This window comes from Pseudomonas sp. 7P_10.2_Bac1 (genome assembly GCF_025465935.1).
GTDB lineage: Bacteria > Pseudomonadota > Gammaproteobacteria > Pseudomonadales > Pseudomonadaceae > Aquipseudomonas.
The window spans coordinates 85077-109232 of sequence record NZ_JANLNV010000010.1; the positions used below are offsets into that span (position 1 = coordinate 85077).

Annotated in this window: 25 protein-coding genes; 22 read left to right on the plus strand and 3 right to left on the minus strand. The window is 57.5% G+C overall.

The features are described from left to right. The first annotated feature begins 61 nt into the window (after positions 1-61). The 21 genes from trmJ to NTD86_RS02810 all read left to right on the plus strand — a co-directional run bounded on the left by trmJ (position 62) and on the right by NTD86_RS02810 (position 18857). Complete coding sequence (gene trmJ, locus NTD86_RS02710; protein WP_262200610.1) at positions 62-832, plus strand: tRNA (cytosine(32)/uridine(32)-2'-O)-methyltransferase TrmJ; 771 nt, start codon at positions 62-64, stop codon at positions 830-832. 2 nt (positions 833-834) lie between these two features. Next, positions 835-1611: a serine O-acetyltransferase gene (gene cysE, locus NTD86_RS02715; RefSeq protein ID WP_262200611.1), complete on the plus strand. Its 777-nt coding sequence runs from the start codon at positions 835-837 to the stop codon at positions 1609-1611. A gap of 263 nt (positions 1612-1874) precedes the next feature. Then, positions 1875-2366: a Fe-S cluster assembly transcriptional regulator IscR gene (gene iscR, locus NTD86_RS02720; protein WP_047273839.1), complete on the plus strand. Its 492-nt coding sequence runs from the start codon at positions 1875-1877 to the stop codon at positions 2364-2366. A gap of 49 nt (positions 2367-2415) precedes the next feature. Beyond that, positions 2416-3630 carry an IscS subfamily cysteine desulfurase gene (locus NTD86_RS02725; protein ID WP_048367095.1) on the plus strand — a complete coding sequence of 405 codons (1215 nt, stop codon included), beginning with the start codon at positions 2416-2418 and terminating at the stop codon, positions 3628-3630. Positions 3631-3724: 94 nt separating this feature from the next. Further along, the gene (gene iscU, locus NTD86_RS02730; RefSeq protein WP_007929523.1) at positions 3725-4111 is read left to right on the plus strand and encodes a Fe-S cluster assembly scaffold IscU; all 387 of its coding nucleotides are present in this window, start codon (positions 3725-3727) and stop codon (positions 4109-4111) included. Positions 4112-4177: 66 nt separating this feature from the next. Then, positions 4178-4501 (plus strand): iron-sulfur cluster assembly protein IscA, encoded by a 324-nt coding sequence (gene iscA / locus NTD86_RS02735; protein WP_262200612.1) that lies wholly within the window; start codon positions 4178-4180, stop codon positions 4499-4501. A gap of 8 nt (positions 4502-4509) precedes the next feature. Continuing rightward, complete coding sequence (hscB, locus tag NTD86_RS02740) at positions 4510-5031, plus strand: co-chaperone HscB (protein WP_262200613.1); 522 nt, start codon at positions 4510-4512, stop codon at positions 5029-5031. 51 nt (positions 5032-5082) lie between these two features. Then, a complete protein-coding gene (hscA, locus tag NTD86_RS02745; protein WP_262200614.1) occupies positions 5083-6945 on the plus strand; it encodes a Fe-S protein assembly chaperone HscA in 1863 nt (620 codons plus the stop codon). Positions 6946-6947: 2 nt separating this feature from the next. After that, the gene (gene fdx, locus NTD86_RS02750; RefSeq protein WP_153328855.1) at positions 6948-7289 is read left to right on the plus strand and encodes an ISC system 2Fe-2S type ferredoxin; all 342 of its coding nucleotides are present in this window, start codon (positions 6948-6950) and stop codon (positions 7287-7289) included. A 14-nt stretch (positions 7290-7303) separates the two neighbouring features. Next, positions 7304-7504 carry a Fe-S cluster assembly protein IscX gene (iscX, locus tag NTD86_RS02755; protein ID WP_262200615.1) on the plus strand — a complete coding sequence of 67 codons (201 nt, stop codon included), beginning with the start codon at positions 7304-7306 and terminating at the stop codon, positions 7502-7504. 94 nt (positions 7505-7598) lie between these two features. Continuing rightward, positions 7599-8024 carry a nucleoside-diphosphate kinase gene (gene ndk, locus NTD86_RS02760; RefSeq protein ID WP_262200616.1) on the plus strand — a complete coding sequence of 142 codons (426 nt, stop codon included), beginning with the start codon at positions 7599-7601 and terminating at the stop codon, positions 8022-8024. 28 nt (positions 8025-8052) lie between these two features. Beyond that, positions 8053-9201, plus strand: coding sequence for a 23S rRNA (adenine(2503)-C(2))-methyltransferase RlmN (gene rlmN, locus NTD86_RS02765; protein WP_262200617.1), 1149 nt, complete (start codon positions 8053-8055; stop codon positions 9199-9201). A 12-nt stretch (positions 9202-9213) separates the two neighbouring features. Then, positions 9214-9972, plus strand: a complete 759-nt coding sequence (pilW, locus tag NTD86_RS02770) for a type IV pilus biogenesis/stability protein PilW (RefSeq protein WP_262200618.1) — start codon at positions 9214-9216, stop codon at positions 9970-9972. Beyond that, the gene (locus NTD86_RS02775; RefSeq protein ID WP_262200619.1) at positions 9972-10964 is read left to right on the plus strand and encodes a helix-turn-helix domain-containing protein; all 993 of its coding nucleotides are present in this window, start codon (positions 9972-9974) and stop codon (positions 10962-10964) included. The genes pilW and NTD86_RS02775 overlap by 1 nt, the downstream gene beginning before the upstream one ends. A 3-nt stretch (positions 10965-10967) precedes the next feature. After that, positions 10968-12077, plus strand: a complete 1110-nt coding sequence (gene ispG / locus NTD86_RS02780) for a flavodoxin-dependent (E)-4-hydroxy-3-methylbut-2-enyl-diphosphate synthase (RefSeq protein WP_262200620.1) — start codon at positions 10968-10970, stop codon at positions 12075-12077. A 22-nt stretch (positions 12078-12099) separates the two neighbouring features. Further along, the gene (gene hisS / locus NTD86_RS02785; protein ID WP_262200621.1) at positions 12100-13389 is read left to right on the plus strand and encodes a histidine--tRNA ligase; all 1290 of its coding nucleotides are present in this window, start codon (positions 12100-12102) and stop codon (positions 13387-13389) included. Positions 13390-13429: 40 nt separating this feature from the next. Beyond that, positions 13430-14071 (plus strand): tetratricopeptide repeat protein, encoded by a 642-nt coding sequence (locus NTD86_RS02790; RefSeq protein WP_262200622.1) that lies wholly within the window; start codon positions 13430-13432, stop codon positions 14069-14071. After that, a complete protein-coding gene (gene bamB / locus NTD86_RS02795) occupies positions 14064-15215 on the plus strand; it encodes an outer membrane protein assembly factor BamB (protein ID WP_262200623.1) in 1152 nt (383 codons plus the stop codon). The genes NTD86_RS02790 and bamB overlap by 8 nt, the downstream gene beginning before the upstream one ends. Before the next feature lie 138 nt (positions 15216-15353). Beyond that, positions 15354-16823, plus strand: a complete 1470-nt coding sequence (gene der / locus NTD86_RS02800) for a ribosome biogenesis GTPase Der (protein ID WP_262200624.1) — start codon at positions 15354-15356, stop codon at positions 16821-16823. 106 nt (positions 16824-16929) lie between these two features. Continuing rightward, complete coding sequence (locus NTD86_RS02805) at positions 16930-18078, plus strand: pyridoxal phosphate-dependent aminotransferase (protein WP_262200625.1); 1149 nt, start codon at positions 16930-16932, stop codon at positions 18076-18078. Beyond that, positions 18066-18857 carry an amidohydrolase gene (locus NTD86_RS02810; RefSeq protein WP_262200626.1) on the plus strand — a complete coding sequence of 264 codons (792 nt, stop codon included), beginning with the start codon at positions 18066-18068 and terminating at the stop codon, positions 18855-18857. Before NTD86_RS02805 ends, NTD86_RS02810 begins: the two co-directional genes overlap by 13 nt. 206 nt (positions 18858-19063) lie before the next feature. On the opposite strand, the gene leuA is transcribed toward NTD86_RS02810, so the two are convergent. The 3 genes from leuA to xseA all read right to left on the minus strand — a co-directional run bounded on the left by leuA (position 19064) and on the right by xseA (position 23280). Then, a complete protein-coding gene (leuA, locus tag NTD86_RS02815) occupies positions 19064-20743 on the minus strand; it encodes a 2-isopropylmalate synthase (protein ID WP_262200627.1) in 1680 nt (559 codons plus the stop codon). Positions 20744-21071: 328 nt separating this feature from the next. Continuing rightward, entirely contained in the window at positions 21072-21896 is an 825-nt protein-coding gene (locus tag NTD86_RS02820) for a M23 family metallopeptidase (RefSeq protein WP_262200628.1), read from the minus strand. Positions 21897-21900: 4 nt separating this feature from the next. Continuing rightward, positions 21901-23280 (minus strand): exodeoxyribonuclease VII large subunit, encoded by a 1380-nt coding sequence (gene xseA / locus NTD86_RS02825; RefSeq protein WP_262200629.1) that lies wholly within the window; start codon positions 23278-23280, stop codon positions 21901-21903. Positions 23281-23357: 77 nt separating this feature from the next. On the opposite strand from xseA, the gene NTD86_RS02830 reads away from it, so the two are divergent. Next, the gene (locus NTD86_RS02830) at positions 23358-24104 is read left to right on the plus strand and encodes a sulfite exporter TauE/SafE family protein (RefSeq protein WP_262200630.1); all 747 of its coding nucleotides are present in this window, start codon (positions 23358-23360) and stop codon (positions 24102-24104) included. Positions 24105-24156 lie beyond the last annotated feature (52 nt).

Consider the following 24156-nt stretch of genomic DNA (forward strand, 5'->3'; position numbering starts at 1 on the left):
AGCTTAAGGTGGTGGGCTTAGGTAAGATTTGCTCCCTTTTACCAGTCTGTGAGCGCTCCCATTGCTGTCTAATATTCGTGTCGTTCTGGTCAATACCAGTCATCCCGGGAACATCGGCGGTGCTGCGCGAGCCATGAAAAACATGGGGTTGTCGCGGTTGGTTCTGGTTGAGCCAAGGGTGTTTCCCCACCACGAAGCCGATGCGCGGGCCTCAGGCGCAGGCGACATTCTCGAAAACGCACAAGTTGTCGGCTCGCTGGAAGAAGCGCTGGTAGGGTGCAACCTGGTGTTGGGCACCAGTGCGCGCGATCGGCGTATTCCCTGGCCTCTGTTGGATCCGCGTGAGTGTGGGCATAAAGTCGTCGAAGAGGCGGGGCAGGGTGCTGAAATTGCGTTGGTGTTTGGTCGTGAAGATTCCGGCCTGACCAATGAGGAATTACAGCGCTGTCACTACCACGTGCACATCCCATCAGACCCTGAGTTCAGCTCTCTGAACCTGGGTGCGGCTGTGCAGGTGTTGAGCTATGAAATCCGCATGGCTTGGTTGGCGGCTCAAGGCCAGCCCAGCAAAATTGAAAAAGAAGAAGTCGCCTCCACTAAAAGTGGGGAGTTGGCGACGATGGATGAGCTGGAGCGCTTTTACGAGCATCTGGAGCAGACATTGGTGGCCATCGAATTTCTGGATCCGGAAAAGCCGCGCCATTTGATGGCGCGCCTGCGCAGGCTTTACGGGCGCAGCTCGGTCAGTCGGGCAGAAATGAACATTTTGCGTGGCATTCTCACCGAAACCCAAAAAGCGGCCCGTGGCGAGCTGCTCAAGCGCAAGGATTAATGATGTTCGAGCGTCTGCGTGAAGATATTCAAAGCGTTTTCCATCGTGACCCGGCGGCACGCAATGCATTCGAAGTGCTGACCTGCTATCCGGGCATGCATGCCATTTGGCTTCATCGTCTTTCTGGGTGGTTGTGGAATGCTGGCTGGAAGTGGCTTGCACGTCTGGTGTCGAACTTTGGTCGCTGGTTGACCGGTATCGAGATCCATCCGGGCGCCAAGGTGGGGCGACGTTTCTTTATCGATCACGGCATGGGCATCGTGATTGGTGAAACTGCTGAAATCGGTGATGACGTCACCTTGTATCAGGGCGTAACCCTGGGCGGAACCAGTTGGAACAAGGGCAAGCGCCATCCAACACTTGAGAATGGAGTGGTTGTCGGCGCAGGCGCCAAAGTGTTGGGGCCTTTCACAGTCGGTGCAGGGGCCAAGGTGGGCTCCAATGCGGTGGTGACCAAGGCGGTGCCGGCCGGGGCGACGGTTGTGGGTATTCCGGGCCGTATCATTGTTAAAAGTGATGATGAGGCTGAAGCCAAGCGTAAGGCTATGGCTGAAAAAATAGGTTTTGATGCCTATGGCGTCAGTGAAGACATGCCGGACCCGGTAGCGCGCGCCATTGCGCAGTTGCTGGATCACTTGCAGGCGGTTGACGGCAAGCTGGATGGCATGTGCGGCGCACTGAAAGATCTGGGCAGCCCATACTGCGCCAAAGAACTGCCGGAGCTGCGTGAAGAAGACTTCGCTTGTGTTCAGGGCAAGGATGAAAGCAAGGCGGTGTGAGTGATCGGTGGGGGCGGGCTCGCTTGCAATAGCCCCGATGCGGCTTGCCAGAAGGGCGCTCTCGACGCCATGGCGCGCAGCCCGCTCCCACTTTGATTATCAGTGCTCGAAGGATTTGCTTGCTGTGCCATTACGCCGCAGACCCTGCTACAATGCCGCCGCTCTTTGCGGGTAATCCCGACTAAAGTACTAGGTCTAATAGTTGACTTAAACAGTCGGGAATAGCATACTCGCCTCCATTCCGAATTCCGTGGTACCTGTCCATGAGACTGACTACAAAAGGCCGTTACGCCGTGACTGCAATGCTCGATTTGGCGTTGCACGCGCAGCACGGGCCGGTGTCCCTGGCTGATATTTCTGAACGCCAAGGCATCTCTCTTTCCTACCTTGAGCAACTGTTCGCCAAATTGCGCCGCAGCAGCCTGGTTTCCAGCGTGCGAGGCCCTGGCGGCGGCTACCAGCTGTCGCGCGACATGCAAGGTATTCAGGTTGCCCAGGTGATTGATGCAGTGAACGAATCGGTCGACGCAACGCGTTGCCAGGGCCTGGGCGATTGCCATGCCGGCGACACGTGTCTGACCCACCACTTGTGGTGCGATTTGAGCCTGCAAATCCACGAATTTCTCAGTGGTATCAGCTTGGCTGATCTTGTTACTCGCCGTGAGGTACAAGAAGTAGCCCAGCGTCAGGATCAGCGCCGCTGTAATGGCAAGGCGCCGCACCTGGATAAGATCGAAGCGTCCGCCGTCGAGTGATTACATAAAAACGACGGTGCGCCAGCCAGCCTGATTTAGGAGATAGTCCATGAAATTGCCGATTTACCTTGATTACTCAGCCACCACCCCGGTTGATCCGCGTGTTGCTCAAAAAATGAGTGACTGCCTGCTGGTTGACGGGAACTTCGGTAACCCTGCTTCGCGCTCCCACGTATTCGGCTGGAAAGCTGAAGAAGCCGTAGAGAACGCTCGCCGTCAGGTTGCTGATCTGGTGAATGCTGATCCGCGTGAAATTGTCTGGACTTCCGGTGCAACCGAAGCGAACAACCTGGCAATCAAAGGTGCAGCCCACTTCTATGCTTCCAAGGGCAAGCACCTGATCACCGACAAAATTGAACACAAAGCCGTTCTCGACACCATGCGTCAGTTGGAGCGTGAAGGCTTTGAAGTGACCTACATCGAGCCAGGTGAAGATGGCCTTGTCACCCCGGCCATGGTTGAAGCGGCACTGCGTGAGGACACCATTCTGGTGTCGATCATGCACGTCAACAACGAAATCGGCACCATCAATGACATCGCCGCCATTGGCGAGCTGACTCGCTCGCGCGGCGTGTTGTTCCATGTTGACGCTGCTCAGTCCACTGGCAAGGTTGAAATTGACCTGGCCAAGCTGAAAGTCGACCTCATGTCCTTCTCGGCTCACAAGACCTACGGCCCTAAAGGCATCGGCGCACTGTACGTAAGCCGTAAGCCTCGTGTCCGTATCGAAGCTGCCATGCACGGCGGCGGTCACGAGCGCGGTATGCGTTCGGGCACCCTCGCCACCCACCAGATCGTGGGCATGGGCGAAGCCTTCCAGATCGCCAAAGAAGAAATGGCTGCCGAAAACGTCCGTATCAAAGCCCTGAGCGACCGCTTCTTCAAGCAGGTAGAACACCTGGAAGAGCTGTACGTCAACGGCAGCATGACCGCCCGTGTTCCGCACAACCTCAACCTGAGCTTCAACTACGTTGAAGGCGAGTCGCTGATCATGGCGCTCAAGGATCTGGCTGTGTCTTCCGGTTCGGCGTGCACCTCGGCTTCTCTTGAGCCCTCCTACGTATTGCGCGCCCTGGGCCGTAACGACGAATTGGCACACAGCTCGATCCGTTTCACCTTCGGCCGTTTCACCACTGAAGAAGAAATCGATTACGCCGCGCAGAAGGTCTGCGAGGCGGTTACCAAGCTGCGTGCCCTGTCGCCGCTGTGGGACATGTACAAAGACGGCATCGACATTTCGAAAATCGAATGGGCGGCGCACTAATAATTTAAGTCGCCGCATGCAGACGCTGTGGATCGCAGCGAATAGCAGTTTTACAGCGTCTGAAGAGCGACTCTGATGAGTGAGGATTAGTACCATGGCTTACAGCGAAAAGGTCATTGACCACTACGAAAACCCGCGCAACGTCGGCAAGATGAACGCGGAAGATCCAGATGTTGGCACCGGCATGGTGGGCGCACCGGCGTGCGGCGACGTAATGCGCTTGCAGATCAAGGTGAACGAGCAGGGCATCATTGAAGATGCCAAGTTCAAGACCTATGGTTGCGGCTCGGCAATCGCTTCCAGCTCCTTGGCGACTGAGTGGATGAAGGGCAAGACTCTGGATGAAGCAGAGACCATCAAGAACACTCAGCTGGCTGAAGAGTTGGCCTTGCCACCTGTGAAAATTCACTGCTCGGTACTCGCTGAAGACGCCATCAAGGCGGCCGTTCGCGATTACAAGCAGAAGAAAGGTTTGATCTGACCCGAATGGCCCATACCTGTTAGGGTGCGGGCCGGTGAAGAGACTGGCGAGAGGTAAGGAGTCACGATGGCTATCAGCATGACAGAGGCGGCGGCCAGGCATATTCGCCGCTCCCTTGATGGGCGCGGCAAAGGTGAGGGGATTCGTCTGGGTGTTCGTACCACAGGCTGTTCCGGTCTTGCCTATGTGCTGGAGTTTGTCGATGAAGTGGGCGCAGAAGACCAGGTCTTCGAAACCCATGGCGAAAAAGTGATCATTGATCCCAAGAGCCTGACCTACCTTGACGGCACCGAGCTGGATTTCGTCAAGGAAGGCCTGAACGAAGGCTTCAAGTTCAATAACCCTAACGTGCGCGGTGAATGTGGCTGCGGCGAGAGCTTCAACATCTGAGGCCAGTCGTGGGTACTCCTTGTCATTTTGCTTTGTTTGAACTGCAGCCGAGCTTCAATCTGGACCTCGATCAGTTGGCCACGCGTTACCGTGAGTTGGCGCGTGGTGTTCATCCAGACCGTTTTGCTGATGCTTCCGAGCGTGAGCAGCGCCTGGCGCTCGAGCAATCTGCCAGCCTCAATGAGGCCTATCAGACGCTCAAAAGCCCCTCCAAACGTGCGCGTTACCTGCTCGCGATGAGCGGTGGCGACATGCCCCTTGAAGTGACGGTGCATGACCCTGAGTTTCTGATGCAGCAGATGCAGTGGCGCGAAGAGCTTGAAGAGCTGCAAGACGACGCGAACATCGACGGCGTTGCCGCATTCAAGCGTCGTCTCAAGCTTGCTCAGAACCAGTTGAATGAAAGCTTCGCTGCCTGTTGGGATGATGCTGCACAGCGCGAGCAGGCCGAGCGCCTGATGCGCCGCATGCAGTTCCTCGACAAGCTCACCTACGAAGTGCGCCAGTTAGAAGAGCGCCTCGACGATTAACCCAGTGCCGCCACGGTTGCACGCCTGATATACAGATAAGTCCTGATAACGATGGCCCTACTGCAGATCGCCGAACCCGGCCAAAGTCCTCAACCGCACCAGCGTCGTCTGGCTGTGGGGATTGACTTGGGTACTACCAATTCGCTGGTCGCTGCATTGCGCAGTGGTCTTTCTGAGCCGCTGGCCGATACCGAAGGCCGAATCATCCTGCCCTCCGCGGTGCGTTATCACGCAGACCGCGTCGAGGTCGGTGAGTCTGCTCGCCAGGCGGCCTCCAGCGATCCTTTCAATACCGTGCTGTCGGTCAAGCGCTTGATGGGTCGTGGTCTGTCCGACGTCAAGCAATTGGGCGAGCAACTGCCTTACCGCTTTGTGGGCGGTGAGTCGCATATGCCGTTCATCGATACCGTACAGGGGCCGAAAAGCCCGGTAGAAGTGTCGGCCGACATCCTGAAAGTGCTGCGCGAGCGCGCCGAAAAAACGCTGGGTGGTGAGTTGGTCGGGGCAGTGATTACTGTTCCGGCATATTTTGATGACGCTCAGCGCCAAGCCACCAAAGATGCTGCACGCCTGGCCGGGCTTAACGTTTTGCGTCTGCTCAACGAACCAACGGCTGCCGCGGTGGCATATGGTCTGGACCAGCAGGCAGAAGGCGTTGTCGCCATCTATGACCTGGGTGGCGGTACGTTCGATATTTCGATCCTGCGTTTGACCGGTGGAGTGTTTGAAGTTCTGGCAACGGGGGGCGACAGCGCTCTAGGTGGCGACGATTTTGACCACGCCATCGCCAACTGGATCGTTGAGCAGGCCAAATTGTCGGCTGACCTTGCTCCGGGTGCTCAGCGGGAACTGCTGCAAATGGCCTGTGCGGCCAAGGAAGCGCTCACCGATGCGGCTTCTGTACCTGTCAGCTATGGCGATTGGCAGTCTGTGTTGACCCGCGAGGCGTTCAATGCCCTTATCGAGCCCATGGTCGCCCGCAGCCTCAAGGCCTGCCGTCGTGCCGTGCGCGATGCCAATATTGAGCTGGAAGACGTTCAGGCGGTGGTGATGGTTGGCGGCTCGACCCGCGTTCCGCGTGTGCGGGAAGCCGTGGCCGAGATGTTTGCCCGCCAGCCGCTGACGGATATCGATCCGGATCAAGTGGTTGCCATCGGCGCTGCAATTCAGGCCGACACCCTGGCTGGTAACAAGCGCGATGGTGGCGAATTACTGCTGCTGGACGTGATTCCATTGTCGCTGGGTCTTGAGACCATGGGTGGCCTGATGGAAAAAGTCATTCCGCGTAACACCACCATTCCGGTGGCGCGAGCGCAAGACTTCACCACCTATAAAGATGGCCAGACAGCCATGATGGTGCATGTCCTGCAAGGTGAGCGCGAGTTGATCAGTGACTGCCGTTCGCTGGCGCGTTTCGAGCTGCGTGGCATTCCGCCGATGGTGGCCGGGGCTGCAAAAATCCGCGTGACCTTCCAGGTTGATGCCGACGGTTTGCTCAACGTTTCTGCGCGTGAGCTGGGCTCGGGTGTCGAAGCCAGCATCCAGGTCAAGCCGTCCTACGGTCTGACCGATGGCGAAATCGCCAAGATGCTCAAGGATTCGTTCCAGTACGCCGGTGACGACAAAGTCGCCCGTGTCCTGCGCGAGCAGCAAGTGGATGCCCAGCGTCTGATCGAAGCCGTGCAGGCCGCCATTGAAGTTGACGGCGAGCGTTTGCTGGACGCCGACGAGCGCATGGTCATCGAGCTGCAAGTGCAGGAATTGTCCGAACTGTTAAAAGGCACCGATGGTTATGCTATCGAGCAACAGACCAAGCGTCTGTCGCAAGTGACCGATGCCTTTGCTGCCCGCCGTATGGATCAGACGGTCAAAGCCGCTTTGGCGGGGCGCAACCTGAATGAGATTGAGGAATAACGATGCCGCAGGTCATTTTTTTGCCACACGCCGAGCATTGCCCGGACGGTATGGTCGTTGAGGCCGAGACTGGAAAGTCGATTCTCGAAGTGGCGCACGACAATCACATCGAAATTGAAAGTGCTTGCGGTGGCGTGTGTGCCTGCACCACCTGTCACTGCATCATTCGTGAAGGTTTTGACACGTTGGAAGAAGCCGATGAGCTGGAAGAAGACTACCTGGATCGTGCCTGGGGTCTTGAAGCTCATTCGCGCCTGAGCTGTCAGGCCAAGGTCGGGACTGAAGACATTACTGTCGAAATCCCGAAATACTCACTCAACCATGCTGCCGAAGCGCCGCACTGATTCAAGGAAGTGTCATGAGTCTGAAATGGGTTGATGTACAAGAAATTGCTATACAGCTGGCTGAAGCTCACCCGGATATCAATCCGCTGACAGTGAACTTCGTCAAGCTGCGTAACCTGGTTATGGCGTTGCCGGACTTTGATGACATCCCGGATCGCGGCGGAGAGAAAGTTCTCGAAGCCATTCAGGGTTTGTGGATCGAAGAGGCTGACTAAGCCCGCAACGTTCGTAATTATGCAATACCCAAGAACCCGCGTATAATTCGCGGGTTTAATTTTTCGCTTAAATCACTGTTTCTGGAGTTACACCATGGCTGTTCAACGTACTTTCTCCATCATCAAGCCTGACGCCGTTGCTAAAAACGTTATCGGTAAGATCGTTACCCGTTTCGAAGACGCTGGCCTGCGCGTTGTTGCTTCGAAAATGAAGCAACTGTCCAAAGCTGAAGCTGAAGGTTTCTACGCTGAGCACAGCGAGCGCGGTTTCTTCGCTGACCTGGTTGCTTTCATGACTTCCGGTCCAGTTGTTGTTCAGGTGCTGGAAGGCGAAAACGCTATCGCTCGCAACCGCGAACTGATGGGCGCCACCAACCCTAAAGAAGCTGCTGCTGGCACCATCCGTGCTGACTTCGCTGAATCCATCGACGCTAACGCTGTTCACGGTTCCGACTCGGAAGCAGCCGCTGCACGCGAAATCGCTTACTTTTTCGCAGCTACTGAAGTAACCACTCGCTAAGCATTGGCTCGTGAGTGAGGGTGAAGACATGATTGCAACGACTGGCAAAACTAACCTGTTGGGTCTGACTCAGCCGGAAATGGAGAAATTCTTCGACTCAATCGGGGAGAAGCGTTTCCGTGCCGGTCAGGTCATGAAGTGGATTCACCACTTTGGCGTCGATGATTTCGACGCCATGACTAACGTCAGCAAAGCCTTGCGCGACAAGCTCAAGGCCATTGCTGAGGTTCGTGGTCCAGAAGTCGTCAGCGAGGACATCTCCAGCGATGGCACCCGCAAGTGGGTGGTGCGCGTTGAGTCCGGCAGCTGCGTCGAGACCGTTTACATTCCCCAGGGCAAACGCGGCACCTTGTGCGTTTCGTCCCAGGCAGGCTGTGCCCTGGATTGCAGTTTCTGCTCCACCGGCAAGCAAGGTTTCAATAGCAACCTCACCGTGGCCGAAGTGATTGGTCAGGTGTGGATTGCCAACAAATCCTTTGGCAGCGTCCCGGCAACCATCGACCGTGCCATCACCAACGTGGTGATGATGGGCATGGGTGAGCCGCTGCTGAACTTCGACAACGTGATCGCCGCCATGCATCTGATGATGGATGACCTGGGCTATGGGATTTCCAAGCGCCGGGTGACTCTGTCGACCTCAGGCGTGGTGCCGATGATCGATGAGCTGGCCAAGCACATTGACGTTTCGCTGGCGTTGTCGTTGCACGCACCCAACGACGAATTGCGCAGTCAGTTGGTACCGATCAACAAGAAATATCCGCTCAAGATGCTGCTTGAGTCCTGCCGCAACTATATGTCGAGCCTGGGCGAAAAGCGTGTGTTGACCGTTGAATACACCCTGCTCAAGGGCGTCAATGACCATGTCGATCACGCTGTACAAATGATCGAGCTGCTCAAGGACACCCCGTGCAAGATCAACCTGATCCCGTTCAACCCGTTCCCGCATTCAGGTTATGAGCGTCCAAGCAACAACGCCATTCGCCGTTTCCAGGAACTGCTGCAGCAAGCGGGATACAACGTCACCGTGCGCACCACCCGTGGTGAAGACATCGACGCGGCTTGCGGGCAATTGGTGGGGCAGGTCAATGACCGTACCCGCCGCAGCTCGCGACTGATCGCCGCACGTGAGCTCAATGCTGAGTCTGATCTGGCGCAAAACGCTGCGACTCAGCCCTGAGAGAGGACGCCTATGATCTTGCGCGCTGCGCTCCCTGTCTTCATGGTCGGCCTGTTGGCCGGCTGTGTCTCATCGGGTGATACAAACCCGTTGAGCAGCGACAAGGGGCGTGATGAAGCGCGCCAGGCCTATGTCCAGTTAGGTCTTGGCTATCTCCAGCAGGGGATGACCGATCAAGCCAAAATCCCCCTCGGCAAAGCCCTTGAGCTCGACAAGACAGACCCGGACACCAATGCCGCACTGGCCTTGGTGTTTCAGTCCGAAATGGAGCCTGGGCTGGCAGAGCGGGCGTTCCAGACGGCGTTAGGCAGGCGCCCTGCCGACACGCGAATTCTGAATAACTACGGCAGTTTCCTGTTTGAGCAGCAGCGTTATCAGGACGCCTACAGCCAGTTTCTAAAAGCCTCGGCCAACAGCCTTTATCCTGAGCGTTCTCGTGTGTACGAGAACCTGGGGGTGACTTTACTCAAACTGGGCCAGCGTGATGCCGGGCGCCAACAGCTTGAAAAAGCCTTGCGACTGAACCGTCAGCAACCCCGTGCACTGCTCGAAATGGCTGAGATGTCTTACGAAGACAGGCATTATGTGCCAGCACGTGACTATTACGATCGTTTTAGCCTGCTTAGCGGGCAAAATGCACGTAGTCTATTGCTCGGTGCGCGACTGGCGAGTGTCTTCGAGGAGCGCACCTCAACTGCCAACTATGGCCAGCAATTAAAAAGACTCTATCCCGGCACGCCGGAATATCAGCAATACCTGTCGGAGCAATGATGAAAGCGGCGCAACCCGAAGTTCTAGCAGCGACTCGTGTCAATCCCGGTGAGACCCTGCGTCTGGCCCGTGAAAACAATGGATGGACCCTGGCTGAAGTCGCCCTGAAACTCAATCTCACGGCCAGTTCCTTGAGCAACCTTGAGACGGGAGCGTTCGACAAACTGCCCGGTCATACCTTTGCCCGTGGTTACATTCGCGCCTATGCCAAATTGCTGGGCATGGACCAGGCCAGCCTGGTGCACGAATTCGACGTATACACCGGTACTGATGCAAACGGCAGTAACGTGCACAGCCTGGGCCGTATCGAAGAGCCCGTGCGCGTGTCGCACACCATTTTGCGGATCATTAGTTTGTTACTGCTGATTGCAGTATTGGGCGGCGGTTTTTTCTGGTGGCAGGATCAAACGTCCATGCGCGCCAAGGACCTTATCGGTCTGGCGCCTGAGCACGTTGAAGTGGAAGGTGCCGATGGCACCACCCAGATCCACCCGATTGACGAACCGGAAGATCAGGCTGTCGCCGAGGCCAAGGCCGAGGGTGACGTCGCTGCGCAATCGGCCCCGGAGCAAGCGCCGACCACAGACCTGCCATTGCCTGCAGCGCCTGCTGCGCCGATTGCCTCGACGCAAGCCCCTGCGGCTGCCGTGACACCTGCGCAGCCGACCGCTCCGGCAGGCGCTGCAACTCAAGCTGCCCCGGCTACCGCACCTGCCAATCCGCAGGCTGATGGCCCAGCGCCGGTTGCCGGTGCTGGCAAGGTCAATATCATTTACACCGCTGATTGCTGGTCTCAAGTCACCGATGGCGCCGGGAAGGTGCTGTTCAGTGGTCTTAAGCGCAAGGGCGACACACTTGATGTGACCGGCAAGCCTCCACTGAGCCTGCGCCTGGGCTATGCCCGCGGTGCGCAGGTGACCTACAACGGTCAAGTTGTGGATGTGGCTCCTTTCACCAGTGGCGAGACTGCTCGCCTGAAGTTAGGTCAATAAGTCATGCACGGCGAATCACCAATTAAACGTCGCGAATCGCGCAAAATCTGGGTTGGCTCGGTACCGGTAGGCGGCGATGCCCCTATTGCCGTACAGAGCATGACAAACAGTGACACCAACGATGTGGCTGCCACAGTGGCCCAAATCAACCGGCTGGAAGCGGCGGGCGTCGATATCGTCCGCGTTTCCGTACCGGACATGGACGCTGCCGAAGCTTTTGGCCGCATCAAGCAATTGGTCAAGGTGCCATTGGTTGCCGATATCCACTTCGACTACCGTATTGCGTTGCGTGTGGCAGAGCTGGGTGTCGACTGCTTGCGCATCAACCCGGGCAACATCGGCCGTGAAGACCGTGTGCGAGCGGTGGTTGATGCCGCCCGTGATCGCGGGATTCCGATCCGGATCGGGGTCAACGCGGGTTCGCTTGAAAAAGACCTGCAAAAAAAATATGGCGAACCTACGCCTGCCGCTTTGGTCGAGTCGGCCCTACGCCATGTAGAGCACCTGGAGCGCCTGAATTTCAAGGACTTCAAGGTCAGCGTAAAGGCCTCGGACGTGTTCATGGCGGTTGAAGCCTATCGCTTGCTGGCCAAGGAAATCGTCCAGCCACTGCATCTAGGCATCACTGAAGCGGGTGGTTTACGCTCGGGCACAGTGAAATCTGCCGTGGGCCTAGGTATGCTGCTCGCCGAGGGGATTGGCGATACTATTCGCATCTCGTTGGCCGCAGATCCGGTCGAGGAAGTGAAAGTCGGCTACGACATCCTTAAATCTCTGCATTTGCGCTCGCGTGGTATCAACTTCATCGCGTGCCCAAGCTGCTCCCGGCAGAATTTCGACGTGGTGAAAACCATGAACGAATTGGAAGTGCGGCTTGAGGACTTGTTGGTGCCGATGGATGTGGCGGTCATTGGCTGCGTGGTCAACGGTCCCGGCGAAGCCAAAGAGGCTCATGTAGGCTTGACCGGCGGTACGCCCAACCTGATTTACATCGACGGTAAACCGTCGCAGAAATTGACGAATGAAAACCTGGTGGACCAGCTTGAAAAGCTGATCCGGCAGAAGGCGGCCGATAAGGTCGAAGCTGACGCAGCCGTTATCGCGCGCGGCTAACCAGACGAATTAAGGATTTTTTGTGAGCAAGTCTTTGCAAGCCATCCGTGGCATGAATGACATCCTGCCGGAGCAGACGCCGCTCTGGCGCTACTTCGAAGGTACGGTTGCGCGTTTGCTGGATAACTACGGTTACAAGCAGATCCGCATGCCGATCGTCGAGTTCACCGAACTGTTCAAGCGTTCGATCGGCGAAGTGACCGACATCGTCGAGAAAGAGATGTACACCTTCGAAGACCGCAACGGCGATTCGCTGACCTTGCGTCCCGAGGGGACCGCTGCGTGCGTACGCGCAGTGCTTGAGCACGGCATTACCGGCGGTGGTCAGGTGCAAAAACTGTGGTACGTCGGCCCGATGTTCCGTCACGAACGTCCTCAGAAAGGCCGTTATCGCCAGTTCCACCAGGTCGGGGTTGAGGTGTTCAACCTGGACGGTCCGGACATTGACGCAGAACTCATTCTGCTCACCTGGCGTCTATGGGGCGAGTTGGGTATCCGTGACGCGGTGAAACTTGAGCTCAACAGCCTGGGCACCAGCGAAGCCCGTGCCCGTTACCGTGCAGCACTGGTCGATTACCTGTCTTCGCGCCTGAGCGAGCTTGACGAAGACAGCCAGCGTCGCCTCAAAACCAACCCGCTGCGCGTACTCGACACCAAGAACGCCGACACGCAGGCGGTACTGGTCGATGCACCAAAGCTGGTTGATTATCTCGACGAAGAATCCCGTGTGCACTTTGAGGGCCTTAAGGCTCGCCTCGATGCGGCCGGCATTCCTTATGTGATCAATCCCAAGTTGGTGCGTGGCCTCGACTACTACAGCAAAACCGTTTTTGAATGGGTGACCGACAAGCTCGGCGCGCAAGGCACCGTGTGTGCCGGTGGCCGTTATGATGGTCTGGTCGAGCAAATGGGCGGCAAGCCAACACCCGGTGTCGGTTTTGCAATGGGGATCGAACGCCTGATCCTGATGCTTGAAACCCTGGATCAGATCCCTGAAGAAATCGCGCGTCAGGTGGATGTGTACTTGTGCGCTTTCGGTGAGGCTGCTGAACTGGCTGCCTTGGCCTTGAGCGAACGTGTTCGTGACCAGTTGCCAAACCTGCGCCTGCAAATCAATGCCGGTGCTGGCAGCTTCAAGAGCCAGTTCAAAAAGGCTGACAAGAGCGGTGCGCTGTTTGCACTGATTCTGGGTGAAGACGAATTGGCCCAGCAAGTGGTAGGCGTCAAGCCGCTGCGTGGCCAGGGCGAACAACAAACAATTGCCTGGGATGCTCTTTCCGAGCACTTGGCCACCTGCGTCGTGCAGGATTGAAGCTGTTTAACAGCCGATTTATCGAATAAGGAGTGTTGGGGTGTCGAGTAACGATGATGATCAGTTGGGCGAGTTGAAAGACTGGTGGCAGCGCAACGGCAAACCCCTGGTCACTGGCGGCTTGCTGGCGCTGGTGGTGGTGTTCGGCTGGCAAGCTTGGCACAAGTATCAGACGAACCAGTCTCAGGGTGCGTCGATTCTCTACCAACAATTGCTGGAAACCGCACTGACGCCGACCGGGCAGCCGGATGCAGGCCGTGTGGCCGAGTTGGCCAACAAATTGAACAGTGAGTACGGCGGTTCTGCCTACGCACAGTTTGGCGGCCTGTTTGTGGCCAAAGTGGCCGTAGATACCGGTAAGCTGGATGACGCGGCCACCGAACTCAAGGCCATTGTCGACAAGCCGGCGAACTCGACCCTGGGCGAAGTGGCGCGTCAGCGTCTGGCTCAGGTTCTGGCAGCACAAGGCAAGGCAGACGAGGCCTTGAAGCTGCTCGACGGCGACTCCGACAAAGCATTCCTGGCCAGCCGTGAAGAACTCAAGGGCGACTTGCTGGTTCAGCAAGGTCGTACTGATGACGCACGTGCTGCCTACGAAAAAGCCAAGGCTGCACTGTCTGATGAGGCAGCAGTAGGTGGCTTACAAATCAAGCTCGATGACCTGGCCAAAGGGGATGCGTGAAGTGATGCGTTGGAAACATGCGGCATTGCTGGCTCTGGTCGTTCTGGCCGCGGGTTGCAGCAGCAACAGCAAAAAAGAACTTCCGCCAGCTGAACTGACGGACTTCAAAGAAGAAGTCGTTCTGCAAAAGCAGTGGGACCGTTCGATCGGTGACGGCCAGGGTAAAACCTACAACATGCTGACGCCAGCGGTTGAAGGTAATACCATCTACGCCGCTGACGTGAACGGTATCGTGATGTCTCTGGACCGCATGAACGGTGACGTTCAGTGGAAAAAAGACCTCGAGCTGCCTGTTTCCGGCGCAGTGGGTGTTGGCTATGGCCTGCTCATGCTCGGCACCCTGCAGGGTGAAGTGATTGCCCTGGACGCCAGCACTGGCGAAGAAAAGTGGCGCGCTCGCGTTAACAGCGAAGTGCTTGCACCACCTGCCACCAACGGCGACGTTGTGGTGGTTCAGACCCAGGACGATCACCTGATTGGCCTGGATGCGTCCACCGGCAACCAGCGCTGGATCTACGACAGCACGCCGGGTGTTCTGACCTTGCGCGGCACTGGTGCGCCGTTGGTGACCAATCATCTGGCAATTGCAGGTCTTTCGACCGGTAAAGTGGTTGCCGTTGATACGCAAAACGGTGTGCCTGTGTGGGAAACTCGCGTTGCGATCCCGCAAGGCCGTTCGGAGCTTGAGCGTATCGTCGACATCGACGGTGGGCTGCTGCTCTCCGGTGGCACGTTGTATGTCGCCAGCTATCAAGGCCGCATGGCCGCACTGGAGCTGGAAAGCGGCCGTGTACTCTGGCAGCGTGATGCTTCCAGTTACGCGGGTGTCGCCCAAGGTTTCGGCAACGTCTACATCAGCCTGGCGTCCGGCACTGTAGAGGGCGTTGACGAACGTTCGACCACCGTTCTTTGGAGCAACGATGCGCTGGCCCGCCGTCAATTGTCGGCACCAGAAGTGTTCTCCAGCTATGTTGCCGTCGGTGACTTCGAAGGTTATCTGCACCTGCTCAGCCAGGTCGATGGCCGTTTCGTAGGCCGTACCCGCATTGACAGTGATGGTCTGCGCGCGCGTCCGCTGGTGGTCGGTGACATGATTTACGTGTTTGGTAACAGCGGCAAACTGGAAGCCCTGACCATTCGCTAAGGCGTCTATGCTTGAGGCTCTGGAGTCTCAAGCAGCCTTGCTCAGGCAAGGCTTGCGGCACATATGTGCTGTTCCGAACTCTGGCCGCTGCCTTGCAGCGGCTTTTGTATTTTCTGAAATAACGAAGTGGAGAGCCGCATGGTTCCCGTAATCGCCCTGGTGGGCCGACCCAACGTCGGCAAGTCCACCTTGTTCAACCGCCTGACCAGGACTCGTGACGCCATCGTCGGCGACTTGTCCGGTCTGACCCGTGATCGCCAATACGGTGAGGCCAAGTGGCAAGGGCGTTCCTACATTTTGGTCGACACCGGCGGTATCTCCGGTGACGAGCACGGTATGGACGAAAAAATGGCCGAGCAGTCGCTGCTGGCCATCGAAGAAGCTGATGTCGTTCTGTTCCTGGTAGATGCCAAGGCGGGTTTCACCGCCGCTGACCAGATGATCGGCGAGCACCTTCGCAAACGTAACAAGCGCTCCTACGTGGTGGCCAACAAGGTCGATAACATCGACCCGGACATGGCCCGCGCCGAGTTCGCACCGTTGGGTATGGGCGACGCAATCCCGATTGCTGGCGCACATGGCCGCGGTATTTCGCAATTGCTGGAAATTGCCCTTGGCGATTTCCCTCGTGACTCGCAAGAGCCCGAAGAGGGTGAAGAAGAGGTCGTTCTCGAAGGTGAGGAAGCCAAGCGCATTCCGGGCCCTAGCGAAAAAGACGGCATCAAGATCGCCATCATCGGTCGTCCCAACGTCGGTAAATCGACGTTGGTCAACCGTATGCTCGGTGAAGACCGGGTAATCGTTTACGACCAGCCGGGCACCACCCGTGACAGCATCTACATCCCGTTTGAGCGTAACGACGAGAAGTACACGCTGATCGACACCGCCGGTGTGCGCAAGCGCGGCAAGATCCATGAAGAAGTCGAAAAGTTCTCCGTGGTCAAAACATTGCAGGCGATCAAAGACGCCAACGTCGTGATCTTTGTGATGGACGCCCGCGAAGGTGTGGTGGATCACGACCTGAACCTGTTGGGCTTTGCCCTTGAGGCGGGCCGTGCGCTGGTGATCGCGGTCAACAAGTGGGACGGCATGACGCCAAGCGAGCGTGACTATGTGAAGGTCGAGCTGACCCGTCGTCTGTTCTTCGCTGACTTCGCGGACATCCACTTCATCTCCGCGTTGCACGGCACTGGTGTCGGTAACTTGTACCAGTCGGTACAGAACTCCTTCAAGTCGGCGGTCACCCGCTGGCCGACTAACCGCCTGACTCAGATCCTCGAAGACGCGGTCAGTGAGCACGCGCCGCCGATGGTTAACAGCCGCCGGATCAAGCTGCGTTATGCGCACTTGGGGGGTGCCAACCCGCCCATTATCGTGATCCACGGTAACCAGGTTGAGAAGGTGCCGAAGTCCTACGTTCGTTATCTCGAAAACACCTACCGTCGAGTCTTGAAGCTGGTCGGTACGCCGATCCGTATCGAGTTCAAAGGTGGCGAGAACCCTTACGAGGCCAACAAGAACACGTTGACGGACCGTCAGGTCAACAAAAAGCGCCGTTTGATGTCGCACCACAAAAAAGCGGACAAGAAGCGTAGAGACAAGCGCTAACGCGCTAGCTGTAAGTTTTGAGCTGCAAGCTGTAAGTTAGAGCGGATATGCTTTTAGCTTGCAGCTTGAGGCTTACTACTTGCAGCTCCCTAAAAGGGTCACGTCCATGATTATCAGCAAGTTGCCGAACGTCGGCACCACCATCTTCACGCGCATGTCGCAACTCGCGGCTGAAACGGGCGCGCTCAACTTGTCTCAGGGTTTTCCTGATTTCGATGGCCCGCAAGCATTGCGTGATGCCGTTGGCCGGCATATTGCCAGTGGCCACAACCAATATTCGCCCATGACCGGCTTGCCTGCCTTGCGCACGCAAGTAGCGGCCAAAATTGCCCGCAGCTACGGCGTACACGTAGATGCCGATACCGAGGTGACCATCACCCCGGGCGCCACCCAAGCTATCTTCTGTGCCATTCAGGCGGTCATTCGGGCCGGTGATGAAGTCATCGTGTTCGATCCGTGCTACGACAGCTATGAGCCTTCGGTTGAGCTGGCCGGTGGTCGCTGCGTGCATGTGCAGTTGGGGCTGGATGACTTCGCCATCGACTGGCAAAAGCTCACCGACGCTCTGACGCCACGTACCCGCATGATCATCCTCAATACTCCGCACAACCCGAGCGGCGCCTTGATCAGCCGTGCGGAACTGGATCAACTGGCCGCATTGATCGCCGATCGCGACATCTACCTGATCAGCGATGAGGTGTACGAACACTTGGTGTACGACGGCGTGCCTCACGTCAGTGTTTTGTCACATCCCGAGTTGTACCATCGTGCCTTCGTTGTCAGTTCGTTCGGCAAGACCTACCACGTCACCGGCTGGAAAACCGGCTATGTGGTCGCGCCGCCTGCGCTGACCGCCGAGTTGCGCAAGGTCCATCAGTACGTGAGTTTTTGCGGTGTGACGCCGCTGCAGTTCGCGCTGGCTGGCTACATGGCCGCCAGCCCGGAGCATGTTGAAGAGTTGCCGGGGTTCTATCAGGCCAAGCGTGATCTGTTTTGTGATTTGTTGAAACCGTCGCGTTTTACCTTCAAGCCGGTGGCGGGAACGTACTTCCAGTTGGTCGACTACGCTCAGATTCGTCCGGACCTTAATGACGTCGACATGGCCGTGTGGATGACTCGAGAACATGGCGTTGCGACCATTCCGGTATCGGTGTTCTACCAGACCCCGCCTGAAGGGCAGCGGCTGGTCCGTCTGTGTTTTGCCAAACGCGAGGAGACGCTGCGCGAAGCAGCAGAGAAACTATGCGTGATCTAAGTGGGTTACCCGATTTAACCCTGGCGCTGGTGCAGACCACTTTGGTGTGGCACGACCGTCAGGCCAATTTCGAGCACTTCGAGGAGTTGCTTGAACAAGCCCGTGGCGCAGACCTGGTGGTCTTGCCAGAAATGTTCACTACGGGTTTCAGCATGGAATCCGAGAGTCTGGCTGAGCCTGAAGAGGGGCCGACCACTCAATGGTTGCGCGTTCAGGCACGCAACCTCAATGCGGTCGTGACCGGCAGTGTGATTGTCCAGGCGGCTGATGGCAGCCATCGCAACCGACTGCTGTGGGCGCGGCCGGACGGCGAGGTGCTGCACTATGACAAGCGCCACTTGTTCCGTATGGCCGGCGAGCATGAACACTACACGCCGGGTGAGCGGCAGGTGCAGTTTGAAGTCAAAGGCTGGCGTATCCGCCCGTTGATTTGCTACGACCTGCGTTTTCCGGTGTGGAGCAGCGATCCGCACGACACCGACGTGTTGCTTTATACCGCCAACTGGCCGGGTGCGCGTCGTTTGCACTGGAACCGCTTGCTACCAGCCCGGGCGATCGAAAACCTGTGTTATGTCGGCGCAGTCAACCGCGTGGGCACTGATGGCAAAGGTCTGGTCTACACCGGCGACAGTCAGATACTCGACTTCCAGGGCGAGACCCTGCTCAGTGCGGGCGAAGCAGATGGCGTGTTCCAGGTCAGTCTGAGCGCAAGCGAACTGGGCGCTTACCGTGAGCGCTTCCCGGCGTACATGGATGCCGACAACTTCGACCTGATTTAACTGGCACACAACCTCTGTAGCAGCGAGCTTGCCTTGCGATCTTTTAAAGATCAAAAGATCGCGAGGCAAGCTCGCTCCTACAGGGGGTGTCACCGATGCAGACGTACCCTGCGGCAGCCCCCATAGGGGATCTAAAGCTCGCTTCATGCCTAATAAAAAAGGCCCTGAGGTTTTCACCTCAGGGCCTTTTGCGTTTCAGCAGACGCTTAGGCAGCTTTGGCGTCTGTTGCGCTCAGCGAGCGGTTCAGGGCGCTGAACAGGGCCTTGAAGCTGGCAGTAGTGATGTTTTCATCAATACCCACACCGTGTACGGCACGGCCGCCATCCACGCGCAGTTCGATGTACGCTGCTGCCTTGGCATTGGTACCTGCGCCAATGGCGTGCTCGTTGTAATCCATGATCTCGGCTTTAACCGGCAGGCCTGCTACCAGAGCTTCCAGCGCGCCGTTGCCTTTGCCGTTCCAGCGCAGGTTGGTTTCGCCAGCGCCCTTGGCCGAGACTTCCACTTCAACAGCGCTATGACCGTTTTCTTCCTGCAGACGATGGCTGACCAATGCGTACGGGGTGTTGGCCTGCAGATACTCGCTGTGCAGCAAGCTGTGGATCTGCTGGGCAGTCATCTCGAGACCCAGACGGTCGGTCTCGCGTTGAACCACCTGGCTGAATTCGATCTGCATGCGGCGTGGCAAGCTGATGCCGTATTCCTGCTCCAGCAGATATGCAATCCCGCCTTTGCCCGACTGGCTGTTCACGCGGATAACCGCTTCATAGCTACGACCAATGTCCGCCGGATCAATCGGCAAGTACGGCACTTCCCACAGCGCGTCTGGTTTCTGTTGGGCGAAACCTTTGCGGATGGCGTCCTGGTGCGAGCCGGAGAACGCGGTGTGAACCAGGTCGCCCACGTACGGGTGACGCGGGTGCACTGGAATCTGGTTGCACTCTTCAACGACTTTGCGCACGCCGTCGATATCGGAGAAGTCCAGTTGCGGGTCCAGGCCTTGGGTATACATGTTCAGGGCAACGGTCACCAGGTCAACGTTACCGGTACGTTCGCCGTTACCGAACAGGCAGCCTTCGACGCGGTCAGCGCCAGCCATCAAGCCCAGCTCGGTCGCAGCAACACCGGTGCCACGGTCGTTGTGGGTGTGCAGGCTGATGATCACGCTGTCACGGCGGTTGATGTGGCGGCCGAACCATTCAATCTGATCGGCATAAATATTCGGTGTGGCGCACTCGACGGTGGCAGGCAGGTTGAGGATCACCTTGTGCTCAGGGGTCGGGTTCCAGACTTCAATCACCGCGTCGCAGACTTCCTTGGCAAACTCCAGTTCGGTGGCGCTGAACGTCTCTGGCGAGTACTCGAAGGTCCACTCGGTTTCTGGCTGCTGGGCGGCGTATTTGACGAACAGCTTGGCGGCGCTGACTGCGATTTCCTTGATGCCGTCCTTGTCCTGGTTGAACACGATGCGGCGGAACGATGGCGACGTCGCGTTGTACAGGTGAACGATGGCTTTTTTCGCGCCGCGCAGCGATTCAAAGGTACGGGCGATCAGGTCTTCACGGCCTTGGGTCAGCACCTGGATGGTGGTGTCGTCCGGGATGTGGCCGTCTTCGATCAGCGTGCGCACGAAGTCAAAGTCGGTCTGCGAAGCGGCCGGGAACGAGGCCTCAATCTCTTTTACGCCAACGCTGACCAGGGTTTTCCAAAAACGCAGTTTCTTGACGGAGTCCATCGGCTCGATCAGCGACTGGTTGCCGTCGCGCAGGTCAGAGCTGCACCAGATAGGCGCCTTGTCGATGGTCTTGGATGGCCAGGTACGGTCAGGCAAGTCAATGACAGGGAAGGCGCGGTATTTGGACGATGGGTCTTTGAGCATGGTCATCAGGCAATCCTTTAATGGGCGAGCCGTATCAAAAAAGGGGCTCGCTGAAGAAGTACAAAGCAGGGGGGCGAGGCAACGCGTGTCAGCTTTGCAGTCGTGCACTGACGAGGCAGAGGCTTCGGTGTTGACGTAATTGAATGAGGGTATGAGGTGTTTTCATAGGCTCAACCCTAACCATTGAGCTTAAAGATGGCAAGCGGCTAAAAAAGATTGAGATAAATGCTCTTAAAATGCTTTTTTTTGAGTTTTTATGGCGAAATATTTCTGTATTTCTATTTTTAATTGCGTCGCCCGGGCAGGTTCGGCAACCTGCCCGCGACGCGTTGGATCAAGGCTGGAAGGCGCCAATAAAGATTGCCGGGTCGACCCTGGCATCGTTCAAGCTGACGTTCCAGTGCATATGCGGGCCGGTGGCGCGGCCGGTTGAACCTACCTTGCCCACTACATCGCCGCGCGCCAATTGCTGGCCCAGCTTGGCGTCGATTTTCGACATATGGCAGAACATGCTGATAAAGCCTTGGCCGTGATCGACGAACACGGTGTTGCCGTTAAAGAAATAGTTGCCGATCAGAATGACTTTACCGGCTGCCGGCGTCTTGATTGGCGTGCCCGCTGGCACCGCGAAGTCCAGCCCTGCATGCGGGTTGCGTTCTTCGCCATTGAAGAAGCGGCGTACGCCAAACTTGCTCGACAATGGGCCGTTCACCGGTTTGTCCAGCAGCAGGTTGCTGGGCGTATTAGGGCTGAAGGTGCGGTACGCCTTGATCTGCACTGCCAGCTCGTTTTCGATGCGCTTGAGGTCGTCCGGGTTGGGATTGACCTGACGCTGGTTTTTCAGGGTGATGTGTTGCTCGGGGTACTTCTTGGTGCCCACGCTGAAGTTCAGGTTTCGGCCATTGGCATTCAGTGTTTGCGTCCCCGGCTTGACGGTCAGCGGGATGCCGACAATCGCCCGCCAGTTGTCTTGTTCTTTGACCACCAGTACCGGCTTGCCATCGTATTTGGCGTCGGGCCGTTGTGCGCCGGTGCCCAGATCGATGACCGCCACGCCACCCGGCACCGGTTTGTTGAGCAGTCGGGTGATATAGCTGTCGGCCGCCGAGGCGTTAAAGGTCAGGCAGAGCAATAAAACAGCAGAAAAAAAGCGTGGCATCAAATCAATCCAATAAAGAAAGGGTCACCGGTGTCAGGTGATTGTCTTCTACCCGCACTTGCAATTCGCCTTCGCCCAAACGTGCCTTCAAACGCTGACCATTGTGAGTCTGCTCGGCGCTGCGAATGGCATTGCCGCGCTCGTCGAGCAAAATGCTGTAGCCGCGACCCAAGGTAGCCAGCGGGCTCACCACATGCAGGGTTTGCATCTGGCTTTGCAGTGCCAGCCGACGGGCCTTGAGGCCTTCGCGCATGGCTCGCGGCAAGCGTTCGGCAAGGCTGTCCAGGCGCTGGCGCAGTAAGGCTAGCTGACGACCCGGATGTTGCGCTGCCAGCCGTGTTTCGAGACGTATCAAACGTTCGCGGCGGGTATTCAAGCTGCGCTCGAAGGCTAGGCGCATGCGCATGTCCAGGTCATCCAGGCGCTGAGCCTGCTGGCGCAGACGTTCACCGGGGTGGCGTAGCCGTCGGGTCAGGCCATCGAGGCGCAGGCGCTCGCGCATCAGGCGATCACGCATGCGCATCACCAGGCGGCGGTGCAGGCTGTCGACTTGACGCTGCAGGTCGTTGGCATCTGGCGCCAGCAGTTCGGCAGCCGCAGATGGCGTGGGCGCGCGCACGTCGGCGACAAAGTCACTGATCGAAACGTCGGTTTCATGCCCGACAGCGCTGACAATCGGTGTTACGCAGGCATCAACTGCGCGGGCGACGGCTTCTTCGTTGAAGCACCACAAATCTTCGAGCGAGCCACCGCCGCGGGCCAGGATCAGAGCGTCAAAGCCCCTGGCATCAGCCAGCTTCAGCGCCCGCACAATTTGCGCGGTGGCTTCGCGGCCTTGCACGGCGGTGGGGATCAGGGTCAGTTCAACCTGCGGTGCACGGCGGCGGAACACGCTGATGATGTCGCGAATCACTGCACCGGTTGGCGAACTGATAATGCCAATGCGCTGCGGGTGAGCCGGCAGTGGGACTTTACGTTCGGCACTGAATAAACCTTCGGCGCTGAGCTTCTCTTTGAGCGCATCGAAGGCCAGGCGTAAGGCACCATCACCGGCGGGCTCGACAGTATCGAGGATCAGTTGATAGTCGCCGCGGCCTTCAAACAGGGACACCTTGCCCCGCACCTTGACCGCCAGACCGTCTTTGAGGGCCTGGCGCACCCGTGCCGCGTTGTTGCGAAACAACGCGCAGCGCACTTGGGCACCACTGTCTTTAAGGGTGAAATAAATATGCCCAGACGCCGGGCGGGCGAGGTTGGAGATTTCACCCTCGACCCAGATATTGCTGAACACGTCTTCGAGCAAGACCCGCGCGCGGCCATTGAGCTGGCTGACGGTCAGGACTTCCCGGTCGAGATTGAGTCGTGCAAAAGGATCTTTAATCATGCGGGCCATCATAAGGGTGGATTGTTTAGACTGCACCTGCTGGTTAAAGTCGCGCTCCAAAAATAAGGAGTGCTGCAATGGATTTCATGTACTCGGGGAGTGAGTGGGTGTTGATCGAGCTAGCGATCGCGCTGGCTTATATTGTATTTGGTGTCGCGGGGTTCGGGACGGCGCTGGTGGCCGGGCCGATCTTGATTCTGTGTATGCCGCTGTCAAAGATCATTCCATTGCTGGTATTGCTGGATTTTGTCGCCGCGTTTGGCAATTGGCTGCCAGCACGTCGTGACGTGGCTCGCCCGGAGTTGTTGCGTTTGCTGCCGTGCATGGCCGTCGGTTGCATTGTCGGCGTAGTGTTTTTGCTGAACCTTAAATCCGACCTGTTACTGCTGTTGATGGGCGTGTTTGTCAGCGCTTATGCGCTGTACAGCCTGGCGGTAAAAGTTCGCCCCACCCAAGTGGCGGCGGGCTGGGCGGTGCCGACTGGGGTCATTGGCGGGTTGTTTGGTGCTTTGTTTGGCAGTGGCGGCTTTTTATACGCGCTGTACCTGAACGCGCGGTTAACCAAGGACGCAGCACGGGCCACGCAAAGTGCGTTGATCAGCTGCAGCACCGTGGTGCGTTTGAGCCTGTTCGTGATTGCAGGAGTGTACACCGATGGCGCGTTGTTGTGGCTGGCCGCCTTTCTATTGCCCGCGATGGCACTGGGACTGTGGATAGGGCGTAGACTGGCGAGCAAGTTGTCGCGCGAAGCCTTCGTCCGTCTTGTGACATGGCTGGTACTGGCGAGCGGGGTTGCGCTGATTGCGCGCTATTTGAGCGCTTGATTTCTTGTAGGAGCTTGGCGCGCGCGCGTTTTTTTTTTTTAAAAATATACAG